This is a genomic window from Leptotrichia sp. HMT-225 (assembly GCF_030644325.1).
Classification (GTDB): domain Bacteria; phylum Fusobacteriota; class Fusobacteriia; order Fusobacteriales; family Leptotrichiaceae; genus Leptotrichia; species Leptotrichia massiliensis.
On record NZ_CP130323.1, the window covers coordinates 298,467 to 313,826 of the forward strand.

General features: G+C 30.4%; 15 protein-coding genes. All 15 read left to right on the forward strand.

What is annotated here, in order from left to right:
* Positions 1-365: 365 nt before the first annotated feature.
* Positions 366-1,343, forward strand: a complete 978-nt coding sequence (locus QU666_RS01470) for a cell division protein FtsZ (protein ID WP_021769357.1) — start codon at positions 366-368, stop codon at positions 1,341-1,343.
* A gap of 313 nt (positions 1,344-1,656) precedes the next feature.
* On the forward strand, positions 1,657-2,505 hold the full coding sequence (locus QU666_RS01475) for a hypothetical protein (protein ID WP_021769356.1): 849 nt from the start codon (positions 1,657-1,659) through the stop codon (positions 2,503-2,505).
* Between the two features lie 50 nt (positions 2,506-2,555).
* Positions 2,556-3,026: a GNAT family N-acetyltransferase gene (locus QU666_RS01480; RefSeq protein WP_021769355.1), complete on the forward strand. Its 471-nt coding sequence runs from the start codon at positions 2,556-2,558 to the stop codon at positions 3,024-3,026.
* A 576-nt stretch (positions 3,027-3,602) separates the two neighbouring features.
* A complete protein-coding gene (gene rfaE2 / locus QU666_RS01485) occupies positions 3,603-4,052 on the forward strand; it encodes a D-glycero-beta-D-manno-heptose 1-phosphate adenylyltransferase (RefSeq protein WP_036071041.1) in 450 nt (149 codons plus the stop codon).
* Positions 4,053-4,490: 438 nt separating this feature from the next.
* The gene (gene tsaE, locus QU666_RS01490) at positions 4,491-4,943 is read left to right on the forward strand and encodes a tRNA (adenosine(37)-N6)-threonylcarbamoyltransferase complex ATPase subunit type 1 TsaE (protein WP_021768310.1); all 453 of its coding nucleotides are present in this window, start codon (positions 4,491-4,493) and stop codon (positions 4,941-4,943) included.
* Between the two features lie 60 nt (positions 4,944-5,003).
* Positions 5,004-5,756, forward strand: coding sequence for a tRNA (adenosine(37)-N6)-threonylcarbamoyltransferase complex dimerization subunit type 1 TsaB (tsaB, locus tag QU666_RS01495; protein WP_232218395.1), 753 nt, complete (start codon positions 5,004-5,006; stop codon positions 5,754-5,756).
* Positions 5,756-6,946 (forward strand): signal recognition particle-docking protein FtsY, encoded by a 1,191-nt coding sequence (gene ftsY, locus QU666_RS01500; protein ID WP_021768308.1) that lies wholly within the window; start codon positions 5,756-5,758, stop codon positions 6,944-6,946. The genes tsaB and ftsY overlap by 1 nt, the downstream gene beginning before the upstream one ends.
* A gap of 33 nt (positions 6,947-6,979) precedes the next feature.
* Positions 6,980-7,984 (forward strand): phosphate acetyltransferase, encoded by a 1,005-nt coding sequence (pta, locus tag QU666_RS01505; protein ID WP_021768307.1) that lies wholly within the window; start codon positions 6,980-6,982, stop codon positions 7,982-7,984.
* Positions 7,985-8,020: 36 nt separating this feature from the next.
* The gene (locus QU666_RS01510) at positions 8,021-9,217 is read left to right on the forward strand and encodes an acetate/propionate family kinase (protein ID WP_021768306.1); all 1,197 of its coding nucleotides are present in this window, start codon (positions 8,021-8,023) and stop codon (positions 9,215-9,217) included.
* A gap of 66 nt (positions 9,218-9,283) precedes the next feature.
* Positions 9,284-9,706, forward strand: coding sequence for a flavodoxin domain-containing protein (locus QU666_RS01515; protein WP_021768305.1), 423 nt, complete (start codon positions 9,284-9,286; stop codon positions 9,704-9,706).
* Between the two features lie 78 nt (positions 9,707-9,784).
* Entirely contained in the window at positions 9,785-10,411 is a 627-nt protein-coding gene (locus tag QU666_RS01520) for a DUF445 domain-containing protein (protein ID WP_036069890.1), read from the forward strand.
* 480 nt (positions 10,412-10,891) lie between these two features.
* Entirely contained in the window at positions 10,892-11,902 is a 1,011-nt protein-coding gene (gene ruvB, locus QU666_RS01525; protein WP_021768762.1) for a Holliday junction branch migration DNA helicase RuvB, read from the forward strand.
* A 128-nt stretch (positions 11,903-12,030) separates the two neighbouring features.
* The gene (locus tag QU666_RS01530) at positions 12,031-12,744 is read left to right on the forward strand and encodes a 16S rRNA (uracil(1498)-N(3))-methyltransferase (RefSeq protein ID WP_036070299.1); all 714 of its coding nucleotides are present in this window, start codon (positions 12,031-12,033) and stop codon (positions 12,742-12,744) included.
* A gap of 184 nt (positions 12,745-12,928) precedes the next feature.
* On the forward strand, positions 12,929-13,294 hold the full coding sequence (rsfS, locus tag QU666_RS01535; protein WP_021768764.1) for a ribosome silencing factor: 366 nt from the start codon (positions 12,929-12,931) through the stop codon (positions 13,292-13,294).
* A 78-nt stretch (positions 13,295-13,372) separates the two neighbouring features.
* Positions 13,373-15,340 carry a penicillin-binding protein 2 gene (mrdA, locus tag QU666_RS01540; protein WP_036070303.1) on the forward strand — a complete coding sequence of 656 codons (1,968 nt, stop codon included), beginning with the start codon at positions 13,373-13,375 and terminating at the stop codon, positions 15,338-15,340.
* Positions 15,341-15,360 lie beyond the last annotated feature (20 nt).

The window sequence follows — 15,360 nt, forward strand, 5'->3', positions numbered from 1 at the left end:
TTCATATTTTAAATTTTTGTTATTGTATTTATCAATTTTAATAATTTAGTAATTATTGCTACTAAATAATGTTAAATTTATTATAAAATTATGTCTGTTTCTTGTTTTGATTATACTATTTCAAAAAAATTATTTCAAGAAAAATCATTTTTAAGAAGTTTTATTATAAATTATTTTGTGTTTGAAAGAACAGATTTAGTGAGAATTTTAGATATTTATAAGTTAAAATTTACATAGTTTTAAAATAAAAAATAAAAATAATAGTTTTTAAAATGAAAAACAAAGATTTGTATGCTATACTTCAAAGCTGCATATAATAAAAAAAGAAAGACTTTTGTAGTAAGATTATTTGGGAGGATAGGACAATGTGGGACATTGCCGAAAATGTTGAAGAAAGAAGGGATATTGAGCAAAAAACGTTAAATGGGGTAAAAATAAAAATTATAGGAATAGGGAAAATAGGGAACAATGTAATAAATAAAATGGCAGTAAGAGATGATATAAAAGCTAATTTTATAGCAGTTGATGCTGAAAAAATTAATCTAGATAATTCAAAAGCTGATACAAAAATATTTGTATCTTCGATGATTTCTTATGAAGCCGTAGAGGGTTTAAAAAAACAAATCAAAAAAGACCTAGAAAAGACAGATATGGCATTTATTATAGCTGAAATGGGTGAAAAAACTGGAACCCCTGCCTCAGCTATTATTGCAGAAATTGCAAAATCAATGGATGTATTAACTGTTGCTATTGTATCAAAACCCTTTAAATTTGAAGCTCCTAATAAAATAAAACTTGCTAAAAAAGGAAAGAAAAGATTAAAACATTTCGCTGATACTGTAATAGTTATTCCATATCAAAAATTAAATGATTTATACGCAAACCTTTCATTGGCAAATATCTATGAAAAAGGAGAAAAAGCCTTTGTAACAATTGTAAAAGGAATATTGGACTTAATAAAAAAACAAGGAATTGTAAATTTAGACTTTGCAGATATTAAATCTATATTGCAAAATTCAGGCAAAACAGTATTGGGCTTTGGGAAAGCAGATGGAGAGGACAGAGCAAAAAAGGCAGTAGAACAAGCACTAAATACCCCACTTCTAGAACGTTCAATAAAAGGTGCAGGAAAAATACTAATGAACATAACCTCAGGAAATGACATACGCCTCGAAGAAATTAGCCAAATTGCCACAGCAGTAGCCAAAAGTTCCCAAAATCCAGAATTATTTCTCGCATGGGGAACAGTCTTTGAAGAAACTAAATTTGAAAATTCTGAAGATTTTGAACAAAAAGGGAGCTGTGTAAAGGTATATTTGATTGCAACAAATTTTTCGGATTAATAAAAAAATTAAAAATTTATAAATAAAAAAAGAAAAAACATTGACTAATTAATTAGATATGATATAATTACATTGAAAGAAAAAGTTTAAAAACAGGTGTTCCACTACCTTAAAATGAAGGACAGATAAAAACAGGTGTTGCATACCTTAAAATGAAGCAACTTTAAATGCAAAGCTACCAATTATGGTAGCTTTTTGTTATTATTAGAAGAAAAGGCGAAATTGTATAAAAAACAGTAAAAAGTTCTAATATATTTGATAAAAATATGTTAAAATCTAGAAAAGAAAACTTTGTATATAAAGGAGAAGAAAAATGGATGGTGTTGGAATAAAAGTTGTCGGAATCGGTACAGTGGGAAATGATGTCTTGAATAAGATGATGAAAAAAGAGATTGCGGAAGTTGAACTTGTGGGAATTTATGCAAATCAAGGGAATTTGGATAAACTGAATGTAGAATCAAAAATATTGGCTTCTGAGGATTTAAGTGAAAAAGTGCAGAGTACATTCAAAAATACAGATTTAGTATTTATTTTGACAGAAATGTCGGAAAAGAAGAATAACGAAATAGCCTGCATTGTTTCAGAAGTTGCAAAAACAATGGGAATATTGACAGTAGTTCTAGTTGCTACATCAATTAATTCAAATGGAGGAACTGAAGAAATTAAGAAATTAGAAGAAGTTTCTGATACTATCATAGTTTTGCCTCTTAAAAAATTAGTGGAAACAGATTCTAGTGCAACTTTTGATAAATTATTTGAAAAAAGAGATAAAATTTTTATAAAAAATGTAGAATTTATAACAAATTTAATAAAAAAACAAGGGGTAGTGAATCTTGATTTTGATGATGTAAAAATAATGCTAGGAAATTCAGGGGAAGGCATAACAGCATTTGGTAAAGGTGAAGGGCAGGATAAGGTAAAACTTGCTACAGAACAAACAATAAACAGTCCTTTTACAAAAAATATTCCAAAAGCGAGAAAGATGCTGTTAAGGATTACAGCAGGACCAGACATTGGATTAACGGATTTACAGGAAATAACTATGATTATAAATGAAAAATTTGGAGCAGATCAAACAAATATGCTATGGGGATATATTATGGATATTGATCTTGAAGATAAAATTGAAGTGGAAATGCTGATAACGGATTTTTCTAAATAAATGTATATAAAATAATACTAAAATTGAAGTATGTATTATTAAAAAAGTAAATGTCAAAGATTAGAAGTTATAGAGGTAAAAATGTGATAAGAGAGATTAATATACTAGATGCGAAGGATATACAAGAAATTTGTAAAGATGAGTTAGGATATAATGTTGATATTAAGACTGTCAAGACGCAAATTGAAAAATTATCTATTGATTATGAACATCATATTATCGCAGTATATGAAGACAAAAAAACAAGTAAGGTTGTTGGTTTTGTTCACGCAGAGATGTATGAAAGTTTATATAGTGATATTGGGTTAAATATATTAGGATTAGCAGTAAATTCCAATTTTCAAGGCAAGGGTATAGGGAAAAAACTGATGGTTTTTGTTGAAGAGTATGCTTTAAACAATAATATTAATTTCATTAGATTAAATTCGGCTTCTCATCGTTCAGAAGCACATAAATTTTATGAGAATATAGGTTATACTTGTAATAAAACTCAAAAACGTTTTATAAAAATATTTCGATAAAGAGGTGCTAATAATAAAATTTTAAAATTTAAGAGAAGTAAAAGCAGTAAGCTTATGCTTCTTTTTCTTTTTTGATAAAAAAATTGTGAGAATATGCGTATACTAAAGTTCATTTAAATAACGAAATTACAGTAAAACTTATTTAAAATCAGACTCAAAAACTCAAACCATAAATTTATATAATTTTAGCAGTTTAATTTAAATAGGTTTGAGTATATTACAAACTTTTTTAAGAAAGGATACAAACCTTTACTGCAAGATAAGGATTTACGGCAATGAGCAATCCTACTAAAATAAAAAAGAAAAAACATTTATTAATCAAAATATCCAAAAAATAATAAAATCAAATTGTTGAAATTTGAAAAAATAAAAGTTGAAAAAAAATAGAAAAATTTTCTTTTTTTGGAAAAAATGTGGTATAATTTGATGTATGCTCAAACCTTTTTAAAATTAAATAAACTTAGGGATTGAGTAAATTATGAATTAAAAACATTATAATTATAAATAGAATAGATAAATATATTGGAGAGAAAATTGGAAAAAAGTTTTAAGGATAATTTGCTGACTGCTGATGAAATGAGAAATGAAATAGTGAGATTGCAGAAGGCCGGGAAAAAGGTAGTTTTTACTAATGGAGTTTTTGATATTTTACATGTTGGGCATTTGACTTATCTGGAGGAAGCCAGAAATTTAGGCGACGTTTTGGTTGTTGGTGTAAATAGCGATGTTTCGGTTAAAGTGAACAAGGGAGATAAAAGACCTATAAATAGTGAAACAAATAGAGCTTTTGTGCTTTTAGGTACAAAATTTGTAGATTATACAGTAATTTTTAACGAAAAAACACCAGAAAAACTGTTGGATATTTTAAAGCCAGATATTCACGTAAAAGGTGGAGATTACAAAAAAGAAGACTTGCCAGAAACAAAAGTTGTTGAAAAAAATGGCGGAGAAGTAAAAATTTTATCCTTCGTGGATAACATTTCCACAACTGAAATTATTAATAAAATTATTGAAGTGTATAAATAAAGGATATTTTTGTTTTTAAGATATTCTTTTTTATGTAAAAGGAAACATTTACTATTAATTTTAAAATCATAACATTTTTTCAATAAAAATAATAAGCAAAATTTCGTTAAAGAGAAAATAACTGTTTGAGATTTTGGAATAAATTTTAGATTGTATCTTGTTATTTGCGTTAAAATAAACCTAATTCAAAATCGAGTTTTATTTTTTCTTTATAAGAAAGTTTTGCGTAAAGCGGGGTAGTTCGTAGAACGTTTCGCCATTATCTCTAAATAGTAACCAGTTATACATGTCAAAATAACTGCTATTGCGAAAAAGGGCATGGCGTTTGATGCCCTTACGTTAAAAAGACAAATATAAAATTATAAAAAAATAATTTATAATATAAAAATCAAAAAATTTTAGTTAAACATAAAATAAAATTTAGAAATAGGAAAAATTATGAAAAATAAAATATTAACATTTGATAAGATAGATAAATTAGCAAAAAATTTAGCAAAAAAATTAAAAAACGGAGGCTGTCTAGGACTTATTGGAGATTTGGGAGCGGGGAAGACTACGTTTACTAAGAAGATTTGTGAATGTTACAATGTTACAGAGAATGTGAAGAGTCCGACGTTTACTTATGTGATTGAGTATAGTTCTGGAGATATGCCTGTGTATCATTTTGATGTTTACAGGATTAATGATTCTGAGGAAATTTATGAGATTGGGTTTGAGGATTACATTGGGGAAGATGGAAGTGTTGTGATTATTGAGTGGGCGGACAAGATTTTGGATGAAATGCCAGGGGATGCCGTATTTGTTGAGATAAATCATTATTCTGATACCGCTCGTGAAGTTTCTGTTTATACACTTAAAAATGGTGAAAAAATAGATTTTGAAATAGAATAATTTAGTTTTTAATAGTTCAATTTTAAATGGATTCGAGTATAAAAGTAAAGAAAAATGAAAATGGAGAAAAATATGTTGATATTTGCGATAACGACTACAACTAAGCTGGCTGGATTGTCGCTTTATGAGAAAGATAAGCTGCTGGGTGAAATTCATGTGGAAATGGCAAAAACACATTCTACTACGATTTTGGAGCAGATTGACAGCCTTTTGAAATGGACTGGGAAAAAGCTAGATGAAATTGAAAATGTAATTGTTTCGATAGGACCAGGTTCGTTTACAGGGGTTAGAATAGCAATTTCAGTTGTAAAGGGGCTTTTTTTTGGACGGAATGTGAATTTTTATGAGGTGAATGAACTGGATGCACTTGGATATCAGGGGTATTATAATTTGAAAGCAAGTTTGAAAAATGATGAAGATGTGAAAATATATTCGATGATTGATTCACGAAAGGAAAAGATTTATTGTGCGGGTTATGAAACTTTAAGTGAAAATAAACTAAAATTGGTAAAAAATTATGAAGTTGCAAAACTGGACAATGTAATTGATGAAATAATTGAAAATAAGGGAAATAATAAAAAAGTTTATCTAATTGGAGATGCAGTTTTTAATTATAAGGCTAAGATACTAGATAAATTGGGAAATTGTGTAAAAATATTTGAAGATAAGAATTTGACAATTAATACAATGACATTTGTACAGATGCTTTTAGATAAAAATTTGGAAAATGCTGGTGTGGTAAGAAAGACTGATATTTTTAATCTGAAACCAGATTATCTGGAAAAATCACAGGCGGAAAGGGATAAGAAATAATGCTGAAAAATTTTTTTAAATTTGGAAAAAAGAAAAAAGATGAAGATCAGAAGAACACTTTGGAAAATCAAATAGAAAAAGAAATTGAAGAAAGCCAAAGTGAAATAGATAAAATTAAAGCTGAAACTGAAAAGGAAATAAAGGAAACAGCTGAGGAAATCTTAGGAAAAAATGCTAAAAAAACTGAAAATAATGAAAAAAACTTTGAAACTGAAAGAGAAAAAACTGAAAGTGTAGAAATAGAAGAAAAATCAAATGAGAAAACAAAAGGAAAGCCTAAATTAAAACCTTTAAAGGATAGGCTGGCAACTCCTAAAAAAGGTTTTTTTGGAAAATTAAAGGAAGTGCTGCTGGGTAAGGCAATAGATGACGATTTGTACGAGGAGCTGGAAGAGTTGCTTATTCAGTCAGATATTGGAATGAATATGACAATGCAGCTTGTGGAGGAGCTGGAAAAATCAGTTTCACGAAAAAAACTGAAAACGTCGGAGCAAATTTACGATGAATTAAAGGAATTGCTTAAAGCAAAACTTATTTACAATGATGAAAACAGCACAAAATTAAAATTGCAGGATGGAAAGCTTAATATTCTTTTGGTTGTGGGAGTAAATGGTGTTGGAAAGACTACTTCCATTGGTAAAATTGCCAAAAAATTGAAGGATAGCGGGAAAAAAGTTATTATTGGGGCTGGAGATACATTTAGAGCCGCTGCGATTGAGCAAGTTGAGGAATGGGGAAAACGGACTGGAGTGGAAGTTGTAAAGCAGGCACATGGGAGCGATCCTGCCGCTGTAATTTTTGATACAGTAAAAACTGCGAAAAATCGTGGATTTGATGTGGCAATACTGGATACGGCTGGAAGACTTCATAATAAACGTGATTTGATGAAGGAGCTTGAAAAAATAAATAAAATTATACGTGAACAGTCTGGAGAAACGGATTTTGAAACTTTACTTGTAATTGACAGCACAACTGGTCAGAATGGATTGGAACAGGCTAGAATATTTAATGAAATTGTAGATTTGACAGGAATTATTCTGACAAAATTTGATGGGACAGCAAAAGGAGGGATTATTTTCCCAATTACAGAAGAGCTGAAAAAACCGATTAAATTTATAGGTGTCGGGGAAGGAATCGAGGATTTGCGGGAATTTGATACAAAGGAATTTGTTGAAGCTATGTTTGATTAATAAAAAAAGAAAATTGAAAAGGAGAGGAAATTTATGAACACATTAGCAAATGAATTAAAAGAAAAAGCAAAAAAACTGAACAAGACAATCATTTTACCTGAAACAGAAGATGAGAGAGTTTTGCGGGCAACAGAAAAAATCATTAATGAAGGAATCGCAAAAATAGCGCTGGTCGGAGATGAGAAAAAGTTAAAGGAAAAAGCGGCTGAACTGGGGGTTTCGTTGGAAGGAGCGATTTTCTATAATCCTGATTCGTGTGCAACAATTGACGCTATGTCGGAACTTTTGAGAAAAAGAAGAGAGAAAAAAGGTATGACATTAGAAACTGCAAAAGCGACACTTATGTCAGATCCAAGATATTTTGCGGCAATGCTTGTACATCAAGGAAGAGTTGATGGAATGGTAGCAGGTTCAGCTTCACCAACAGCCCATATTTTAAGAGCGGCAATTCACATAATTGGACCAAAGGAAGGACTAAAGACAGTATCGAGTTCTTTTATTATGATAACAAATACGCCTGAATTTGGCTACAATGGGACATTTGTATACTCAGATGGTGGGGTAATCCCTGATCCTACGGCTATGCAGCTTGCGGATATCGCTATTTCTGCAGCGGAAAAAGCTAAATTCACTGCTGGAATAAAAGAGCCAAAAGTAGCCTTTTTATCATATTCTACAAAGGGAAGTGCAGATGGAGTGTCTGTAAGCAAAGTTAGGGAAGCTATCGAAATTTTAAAAGTTAGAAATGTTGATTTTGAATTTGATGGGGAATTACAGCTGGATGCTGCGATTATTCCTGAAGTAGCTGCTGCAAAAGCACCTGGATCAAAAGTGGCAGGACAGGCAAATGTATTGATTTTCCCTGATTTAGATTCAGGAAATATCGGTTATAAATTAACGCAGAGATTGGCTAAGGCAAAAGCATTAGGACCTTTAATTCAAGGATTGGCACGTCCAGTTCACGATCTTTCAAGAGGATGCAGCGTGGAAGATATTGTGGAAGTCGTGGCAATTACTGCCGTTGAATCAGAAATGTAAAATAAAAATATAAATAAAAAATTTGGAGGGAAAATTATGAAAGTTTTGGTAATAAATTGTGGGAGTTCATCAGCAAAATTTGAACTTATTGACATGACAAATGAGCAATCACTAGCTAAAGGAAATTGTGAAAGAATAGGAATTACAAATCCTATTTTCAGTTACAAAAATTTATTGACTGGGGAAAAAATTGACAAAATGGAAGTTCCTATGGAAAATCACACAATTGCGGTGGAACTAATTTTACAGACATTACAGGATGAAAAAATAGGAGTAATTTCAAGCGTGGATGAAATTGATTCGATAGGACATAGAATTGTCCATGGTGGAGAATATTATGAAAAATCGGTAATTGTAGATGATGAAGTTATGAAAAATCTTGAAGAAATAGCACCACTTGCACCTTTACATAACCCAGCGCATATAATGGGAATAAAAGTTGTTCAAAAATTGCTTCCAGGTAAAAAGAATGTAGTTGTATTTGACACGGCTTTCCATCAAACAATGCCAGGAAAAGCATATATGTATCCATATCCTTATGAAGACTATACTGATTTGAAAGTTAGAAAATATGGATTTCACGGGACTTCTCACAGATATGTAAGTGAAGTGGCAAGAGAAATGTTAGGAAAAGAAGATTCTAAAATTATAGTTTGCCACCTTGGAAATGGAGCGAGCATTTCAGCAGTTCAGAATGGTAAAGTTGTAGATACATCAATGGGAATGACCCCGCTTGCAGGAGTTATGATGGGAACAAGAACTGGAGATGCAGATCCCGCGTCTGTCATTTATATAATGAGAAAAAGAGGTCTTTCTTTGGATGAAATGAATACGAGAATGAATAAGCAGTCTGGAATTTTGGGAATATTTGGAGAAAGTTCAGATTTTCGTGATTTAGATACAGCAAGAAGATCAGGTAATGAGAAGGCTATTTTAGCTTATGAAATGTTCTGTTACAGAATACAACTTTATATCGGAGCTTATGTTGCAGCGATGAACGGAATTGACGCAATCGCATTTACAGGTGGAATAGGGGAAAATTCAGTTGGAGTAAAACAGCATATTTGTGAATCGCTTTCATATTTTGGAATTGAACTGGATGAAGAAAAAAATGCACAAAGATTACCAGGAAATGTTGAATTGTCAACAAAAGATTCAAAAGTTAAAATTTATAAGATTGAAACAGCAGAAGAACTTGTAATTGCAAGGGATACTTACAGATTAACAAAATAAAAAAACAGCCAGACTTTATAGTTTGGCTTTAAATAATTTTTAAATTATAAAGAAAAGAGGAAAATAATGGCAACATTAAATATAATTTATTATACAGGTACTGGAAATACTGAAGATATGGCAAAATACATTGGCGAAGGAGCAGAAAATGCTGGAGCTGTTGTAAAACTAATAAATGTGGAAGAAGCTGATGAAAGTGCAGTAAATGCTGATTTTGTAGCATTTGGTTCGCCAGCTGGAGGAGCAGAAGAAGTTGCACCCGAAATGGTAGAATTTATCGAAGGAATAAAAGACAAAATTTTTGGAAAAACAGTTGGACTTTTTGGATCTTATGACTGGGGACAAGGTGGCTGGATGGAAACTTGGCGTGAAGAAATGATTGCTGAAAATTTTTCGGTTGTAAAAGACGGATTGATAGTTCATTTGGCTGTTGATGATGATGAGAAAATTGAAAAATGTAGAGAGTATGGAAGAGCAATTGTTGGATAATCTAAAAATATAAAATATTATAATCTTTGAGTAAAAGTTTATAATAATTTTTTGTGAGTTATAAATTTGGAGGAAAAATTGGGAAATATATTAATACAGCTTGGTATAATGGTTTTTGTTGGAACGCTTATAGGATGGTTTACAAATTATCTGGCAATAAAGCTATTATTTAGACCGTATAAGGAAGTAAACTTTCTGTTTTTTAAAATACAAGGATTAATTCCTAAAAATCGAGATAGAATATCAGAAAACCTTGCTGAAACAATTGAAAAGGAGCTTATTTCAGTAGAACATATTACAGCAAAGCTAAAAGACAGTGATGTTATCAATGATGAAGTTTTAAATAAGCTATTGGATAAAATTATAGGAGAAAAGCTTAAAAACAGTGTGTTAGAAAAAAATCCTCTATTAAAAATGTTTTTAAATGATTCATTAATTGAAAAAATAAAATCATATTTTAAAAAGTCGATTTTGGAAAACAAAGAGGAAATAGTGGAAGAAATAATAAAAATAGCAGAAGACAAAATAGACTTCAAAGAAATTATGCTGGAAAAAATGAAAAATTTTTCATTAGAAGAAATGGAAAAAATCATTTTGTCTGTGTCTAAAAATGAATTGAAACATATTGAGATTATTGGTGGAATATTAGGAGGAGTAATTGCATTATTTCAGTTTTTCATAATGTTATTATTAAAACAGATATAAAATTTTTAACGTAAGGGCATCAGTCGCCATGCCCTTACAACCCGGCTCGTCTAAGCATTTTTTGAAAATAAAAATTAAACTCACTTCGCTCAAACAGTAATTTTTATTTCCAAAAAATCACGACACTTTATGTTTAATCATAACAATTATTTTGATAAAGATTCAATAGATAAATTTATTATTTTAATAATCATAAAAATTTTTGTTATAAGATTAAAATTCGATAAGCAGAGAGAGTTCGTGGAACTTTTGTCATTAGTATTAGGTTATAACTAGTTAATCGTATTAAATTAATCATTATTGTGAAAAAAGGATATATCCTTGTAATTTAGAAAAAGAAATAACATGTAAAATATCTATTAACAAGAATTCTTTTTATAAAATTTAAATAAAAATAACTAAACTAGAGTATTTAAGAAATTAATTTATAAATAAAAAAAATTAGATAAAGAAATAAAGAAGAAATATTGAGGAGAAGGAATGAATGAGGAAAGAATATTGGAACCTAAGGAATTAGGGGAGGACAATATTCAAAGAAGTTTACGGCCAAAAACTTTTAAGGAATATATTGGCCAGCAGGATTTAAAAGAAAAAATGAATATATTTATAAAAGCTGCTAAAATGAGAAATGAATCGCTTGATCATATTTTATTGTATGGGCCTCCAGGATTGGGAAAAACTACGCTTGCAGGAGTTATTGCCACAGAAATGGGAGTGAACTTGAAGATAACGACAGGGCCTGTACTGGAGAAAGCGGGAGATTTAGCGGCTATTTTGACGTCTTTGGAGGAAAATGATATTTTGTTTATTGACGAGATTCATAGATTGAATACATCGGTAGAGGAAATTTTGTATCCTGCAATGGAAGATGGGGAACTGGATATTCTTATTGGAAAAGGTCCGTCTGCGAGAAGTATACGTGTGGAATTGCCACAATTTACGCTAATCGGTGCGACAACAAGGGCAGGACAGTTAAGTACGCCGCTTCGTGACAGATTTGGAGTTACTCATAGGATGGAATATTACCAATTGGAAGACTTGAAGGAAATTATACGAAGAGGGGCAAATATTCTGAATATTTCCTATGATGAAGACGGAATTACAGAAATCGCCAAAAGAAGCCGAGGAACTCCTAGAATAGCAAATAGATTATTGAAAAGAGCAAGGGACTTTGCATTGGTGGAAGGTTCGGGTATTTTGGAAAAAGAAAGCGTTGATGGGATTTTGAGGCTTTTGGGAGTAGATGATAACGGACTTGATGAATTAGATAGAAATATTTTGCTTTCAATTATAAATGTGTACAACGGAGGACCTGTTGGAATTGAGACATTGTCACTTTTACTTGGGGAAGACAGACGAACGATAGAGGAAGTTTATGAGCCATATTTGGTAAAAATAGGGTTTATAAAAAGAACGCCACGTGGTAGAGTTGTGACAGAATTTGGATATAAACATTTAGGAATTGAAAAAATATTTAGTGAAAAAGAATAAAATGTGATAATATTATTTTGAAACAAGACTTAAAATTTATGATTATTTTTGCCTGCTCAAATCTTTAAAATTTTTATGTAGATAGGGCTAAAATATGATAAAAAGTAAAAAAATGAGGTGAAAAACTGTTGTTGACAGTAATAGCGGAAAAAGAAAATATTGATGAAAATAATGGAAAGATTTTGATAAAAGATAAATCAGACTGCAATCATATCCAAAATGTTTATCGTCTAAATATAGGCGATGAATTACGGATAATTGATGGTGAATATGAATATTTTACAAAAATTATTGAAATCTCAAAAAAGGAAGTTGCTGTAAAAATATCGGAAAAAAAAGAAGACAGCTACTCTTTAAATGTAAATATTGATGTTGCAATGGGAATTTTGAAAAATGATAAAATGAATCTGGCAATACAGAAGCTGACGGAAATTGGTGTAAATAGCATAATTCCCTTAAAAACTGAACGAGTTGTTGTAAAAATTAATGAAAAAAAAGAAAAATGGGACGTAGTTGTAAGAGAAACATTAAAACAGTGCAGAGGAATAAAATTTACTGAAATTACACCTGTGAAAAAACTTGCAGAAATTGATTATTCTAAATATGATAAAATAATATTTGCTTATGAAAATAGCGATGAATCAAAATCTTTACCAGAAATAATAAAAAAAGAAGATAAAAATATTTTATACATAATTGGTCCAGAAGGTGGGATTACCCAAGAGGAAGTTAATTTTTTAAAAGAAAATAAAGCAATAGAAATTAGCCTAGGAAAACGTATTTTAAGAGCAGAAACTGCGGCAATTGTGGTGTGTGGCATTATTGCCAATTTTTATATATAATTTTTTATTTTGCTAAAAATTGAGAAATAAATTGAAAATTAGTCAAATATATAATATAATATACCTTAGTAGTGGTATCGTAATAATTTTTTTGTGAAATTTTGATAAATAAAAAATTTTAAAATAAAAAATTGAAATAGATTTTATAAATAAAAATAATAAAAAAAGAAAGGGAATTTTTAGAATGAGTGAAATAAATAATAATTATGAAAAAGAAGTTCAAGAGATAGTTAATATTATGGAAGATAAGAAAGCACAGGATATAAAGGTATATGATATGAGAGGAAAATCTCCATTTTTTGATTATTCAATTTTATGTACAGGTAGTTCTTCCAGAAATATTGAGGCAATAGCAACTGATATAAAGAAAAGCCTTGAGAATGTGAAAAGTGTGGAAGGGCTTGATGAGGCAAACTGGGTTTTAATTGATGCTGGAGATTTGATTATTAGTGTGTTTAGCAAGGATGCAAGAGAATACTACAGATTAGATGATTTTTATAATGGGGTAAATGAAAAAGATAGAGAAATTGGCAAAAACGATGGGGAATAGATACCTATTTTAGTGAAATTAAGATGTTTTTGGAAGTTTAATTGAGGAAAAATGCAATAAAATATGAAGAGGAAAATTATGAGAGAATTAGATAAAAAAGAAAAAAATGTACGATTTATAGTTTTTCTTGTTCTTGTAGGAGCAGTTTTTTTACTGTTGGTAGCACGATTGTTTACATTACAGGTATTAGATGCATCTCAGTATGCAGAACAGGCGTTACAAAATAGAATTAGAACCAATGTAATAAAGGCTACACGTGGAGAAATTTACGATAGAGAAGGAAAATTACTTGCAAAAAATACAACAGGTTATCAAGTAATTCATTCTCATACGCAACCATTAAGTCCTAAAGATGTAGCATTATTAAAAGAAGTAAAGAATATGACGCAAGAACAGATAGATGCGAGACTTTCACAAGAGCGAAAAGCGGTTGCAGAACGTATAAAGGAAACAATAGGTGATATAAACAAAATAAGTCAGATAACAGGTTATCAAGTTGATTATTTGATTGACAGGTTTTTTAAGCAGCAAAGAATGGGAACAGATAAAAGAATTCTTGTTATTGAAGATTTAGAAAAACAAGTTGCATTAAGAGCAATTGAAAAAATTGATAATGATAGAATTGATATTGTAGAGTATAACAAGAGATATTATCCAGAAGACTCTCTAGCTTCGCATGTGATTGGGTATGTAAAACCAATTAGTGAAAAGGAATTTAAGGATTTGGAAAAAGAAGGTTACAGAAATAGTGACTTGATTGGAAAAAAAGGTGTAGAGCGTTCATATGATAAGGAAATGAAAGGGCAGGATGGAAAGGAAAATGTCGAAGTTGATGCCAAAGGTAATGTTATAAGACAAATAGAAACAAGTGAAAGTTCGGCAGGAAAGAATGTTTATTTGTCGATTGATCTGGAACTACAAAAATATATGACGGATGCTTTTATCGGTAAAAGTGGAGCTTTTATTGCAATGGAGGCAAAAACTGGAAAAATTATTACATTTGTGAGTAATCCTGAAATTAGTTTAAATTTATTAAGTTCAAGAATACCTGATAATCAATGGAATGAATTGGTAAATTCAAAAGCAAAGCCACTTGTAAATAAGGGAATTGCAGGACTTTATCCGCCAGGATCAACTTTTAAAGCAATAACTGGAATGGGGATTTTGGAATCTGGAATTTCGCCTTATGCGACAGTGTATTCAACGGGACAATATAAATATGGAAATATGATATTTAGAGATTCTCATAAACACGGAAACGGATCAACAAACTTCGCAAAATCTATTGAGCAATCTGTAAATACGTATTATTATGTTTTCTCTCAAAAAGCTGGAGTAGAGAAGATAGTAAAATATGCAAAAGAATTTGGAATAGGGTCTAAAACTGGAATTGATATTCCAGGAGAACTGGCTGGAACTTTACCAAGTCCTAAATGGAAGAAAAAAAGATTTAAGAAGAAACAGGATCAGCGATGGCTACCTGGAGATTTGATAAATATGTCGATAGGACAAGGTTATGTACTTACAACTCCTATTCAAATTGCTTCTGCCTATCAGGCTATCGCAAATAATGGAGTTCAGTTAAAACCTACAGTTGTGGACAGATTTGTAACTTATTCAGGAAAAGTTGAAAATAATGCGCCAAAAGTTGTTAGAAAACTAAATGTAAGTTCAAAAAACTTAAAATTAATGCAAAATGCCTTAAGATTGCCTGTAAGCGGTTATGGAGGAACTGTAAAACTGTTAAGAATTGGAGGCTATCCAGTTTCTGCAAAAACAGGAACTGCACAAAATACAGGATTTGGAGATAATCACTCATGGATTGCAGGATATTTTCCATCAGATAATCCTCAAATTGTATTTGTGTCCATTGTAGAAGGTGGAGGATACGGAGGAGTAGCTTCTGGAAATATGGCTCTTAAATTCATATTAAAATATAGAGATAAATATGTTATAAAAAAAGCTCAAGCAGAAATGCAGAAAAAAAGAGAGGAAGAAGAAAAGAAAAAACAGCAAGCAAATAATAAAAATTTAGCAAAAAGATAAAATAAGGAGGTGTTTACTAA

What these genes read in the sequence shown, in the direction of transcription:
- ftsY (WP_021768308.1), top strand. Translation starts at nt 5,756, where the DNA reads ATGCTGAAAAATTTTTTTAAATTTGGAAAAAAGAAAAAAGATGAAGAT.
- QU666_RS01475 (WP_021769356.1), top strand. Translation starts at nt 1,657, where the DNA reads ATGGATGGTGTTGGAATAAAAGTTGTCGGAATCGGTACAGTGGGAAAT.
- tsaE (WP_021768310.1), top strand. Translation starts at nt 4,491, where the DNA reads ATGAAAAATAAAATATTAACATTTGATAAGATAGATAAATTAGCAAAA.
- rsfS (WP_021768764.1), top strand. Translation starts at nt 12,929, where the DNA reads ATGAGTGAAATAAATAATAATTATGAAAAAGAAGTTCAAGAGATAGTT.
- ruvB (WP_021768762.1), top strand. Translation starts at nt 10,892, where the DNA reads ATGAATGAGGAAAGAATATTGGAACCTAAGGAATTAGGGGAGGACAAT.
- rfaE2 (WP_036071041.1), top strand. Translation starts at nt 3,603, where the DNA reads ATGAGAAATGAAATAGTGAGATTGCAGAAGGCCGGGAAAAAGGTAGTT.
- QU666_RS01470 (WP_021769357.1), top strand. Translation starts at nt 366, where the DNA reads ATGTGGGACATTGCCGAAAATGTTGAAGAAAGAAGGGATATTGAGCAA.
- QU666_RS01515 (WP_021768305.1), top strand. Translation starts at nt 9,284, where the DNA reads ATGGCAACATTAAATATAATTTATTATACAGGTACTGGAAATACTGAA.
- mrdA (WP_036070303.1), top strand. Translation starts at nt 13,373, where the DNA reads ATGAGAGAATTAGATAAAAAAGAAAAAAATGTACGATTTATAGTTTTT.
- QU666_RS01480 (WP_021769355.1), top strand. Translation starts at nt 2,556, where the DNA reads ATGTCAAAGATTAGAAGTTATAGAGGTAAAAATGTGATAAGAGAGATT.
- pta (WP_021768307.1), top strand. Translation starts at nt 6,980, where the DNA reads ATGAACACATTAGCAAATGAATTAAAAGAAAAAGCAAAAAAACTGAAC.
- tsaB (WP_232218395.1), top strand. Translation starts at nt 5,004, where the DNA reads ATGGAGAAAAATATGTTGATATTTGCGATAACGACTACAACTAAGCTG.
- QU666_RS01510 (WP_021768306.1), top strand. Translation starts at nt 8,021, where the DNA reads ATGAAAGTTTTGGTAATAAATTGTGGGAGTTCATCAGCAAAATTTGAA.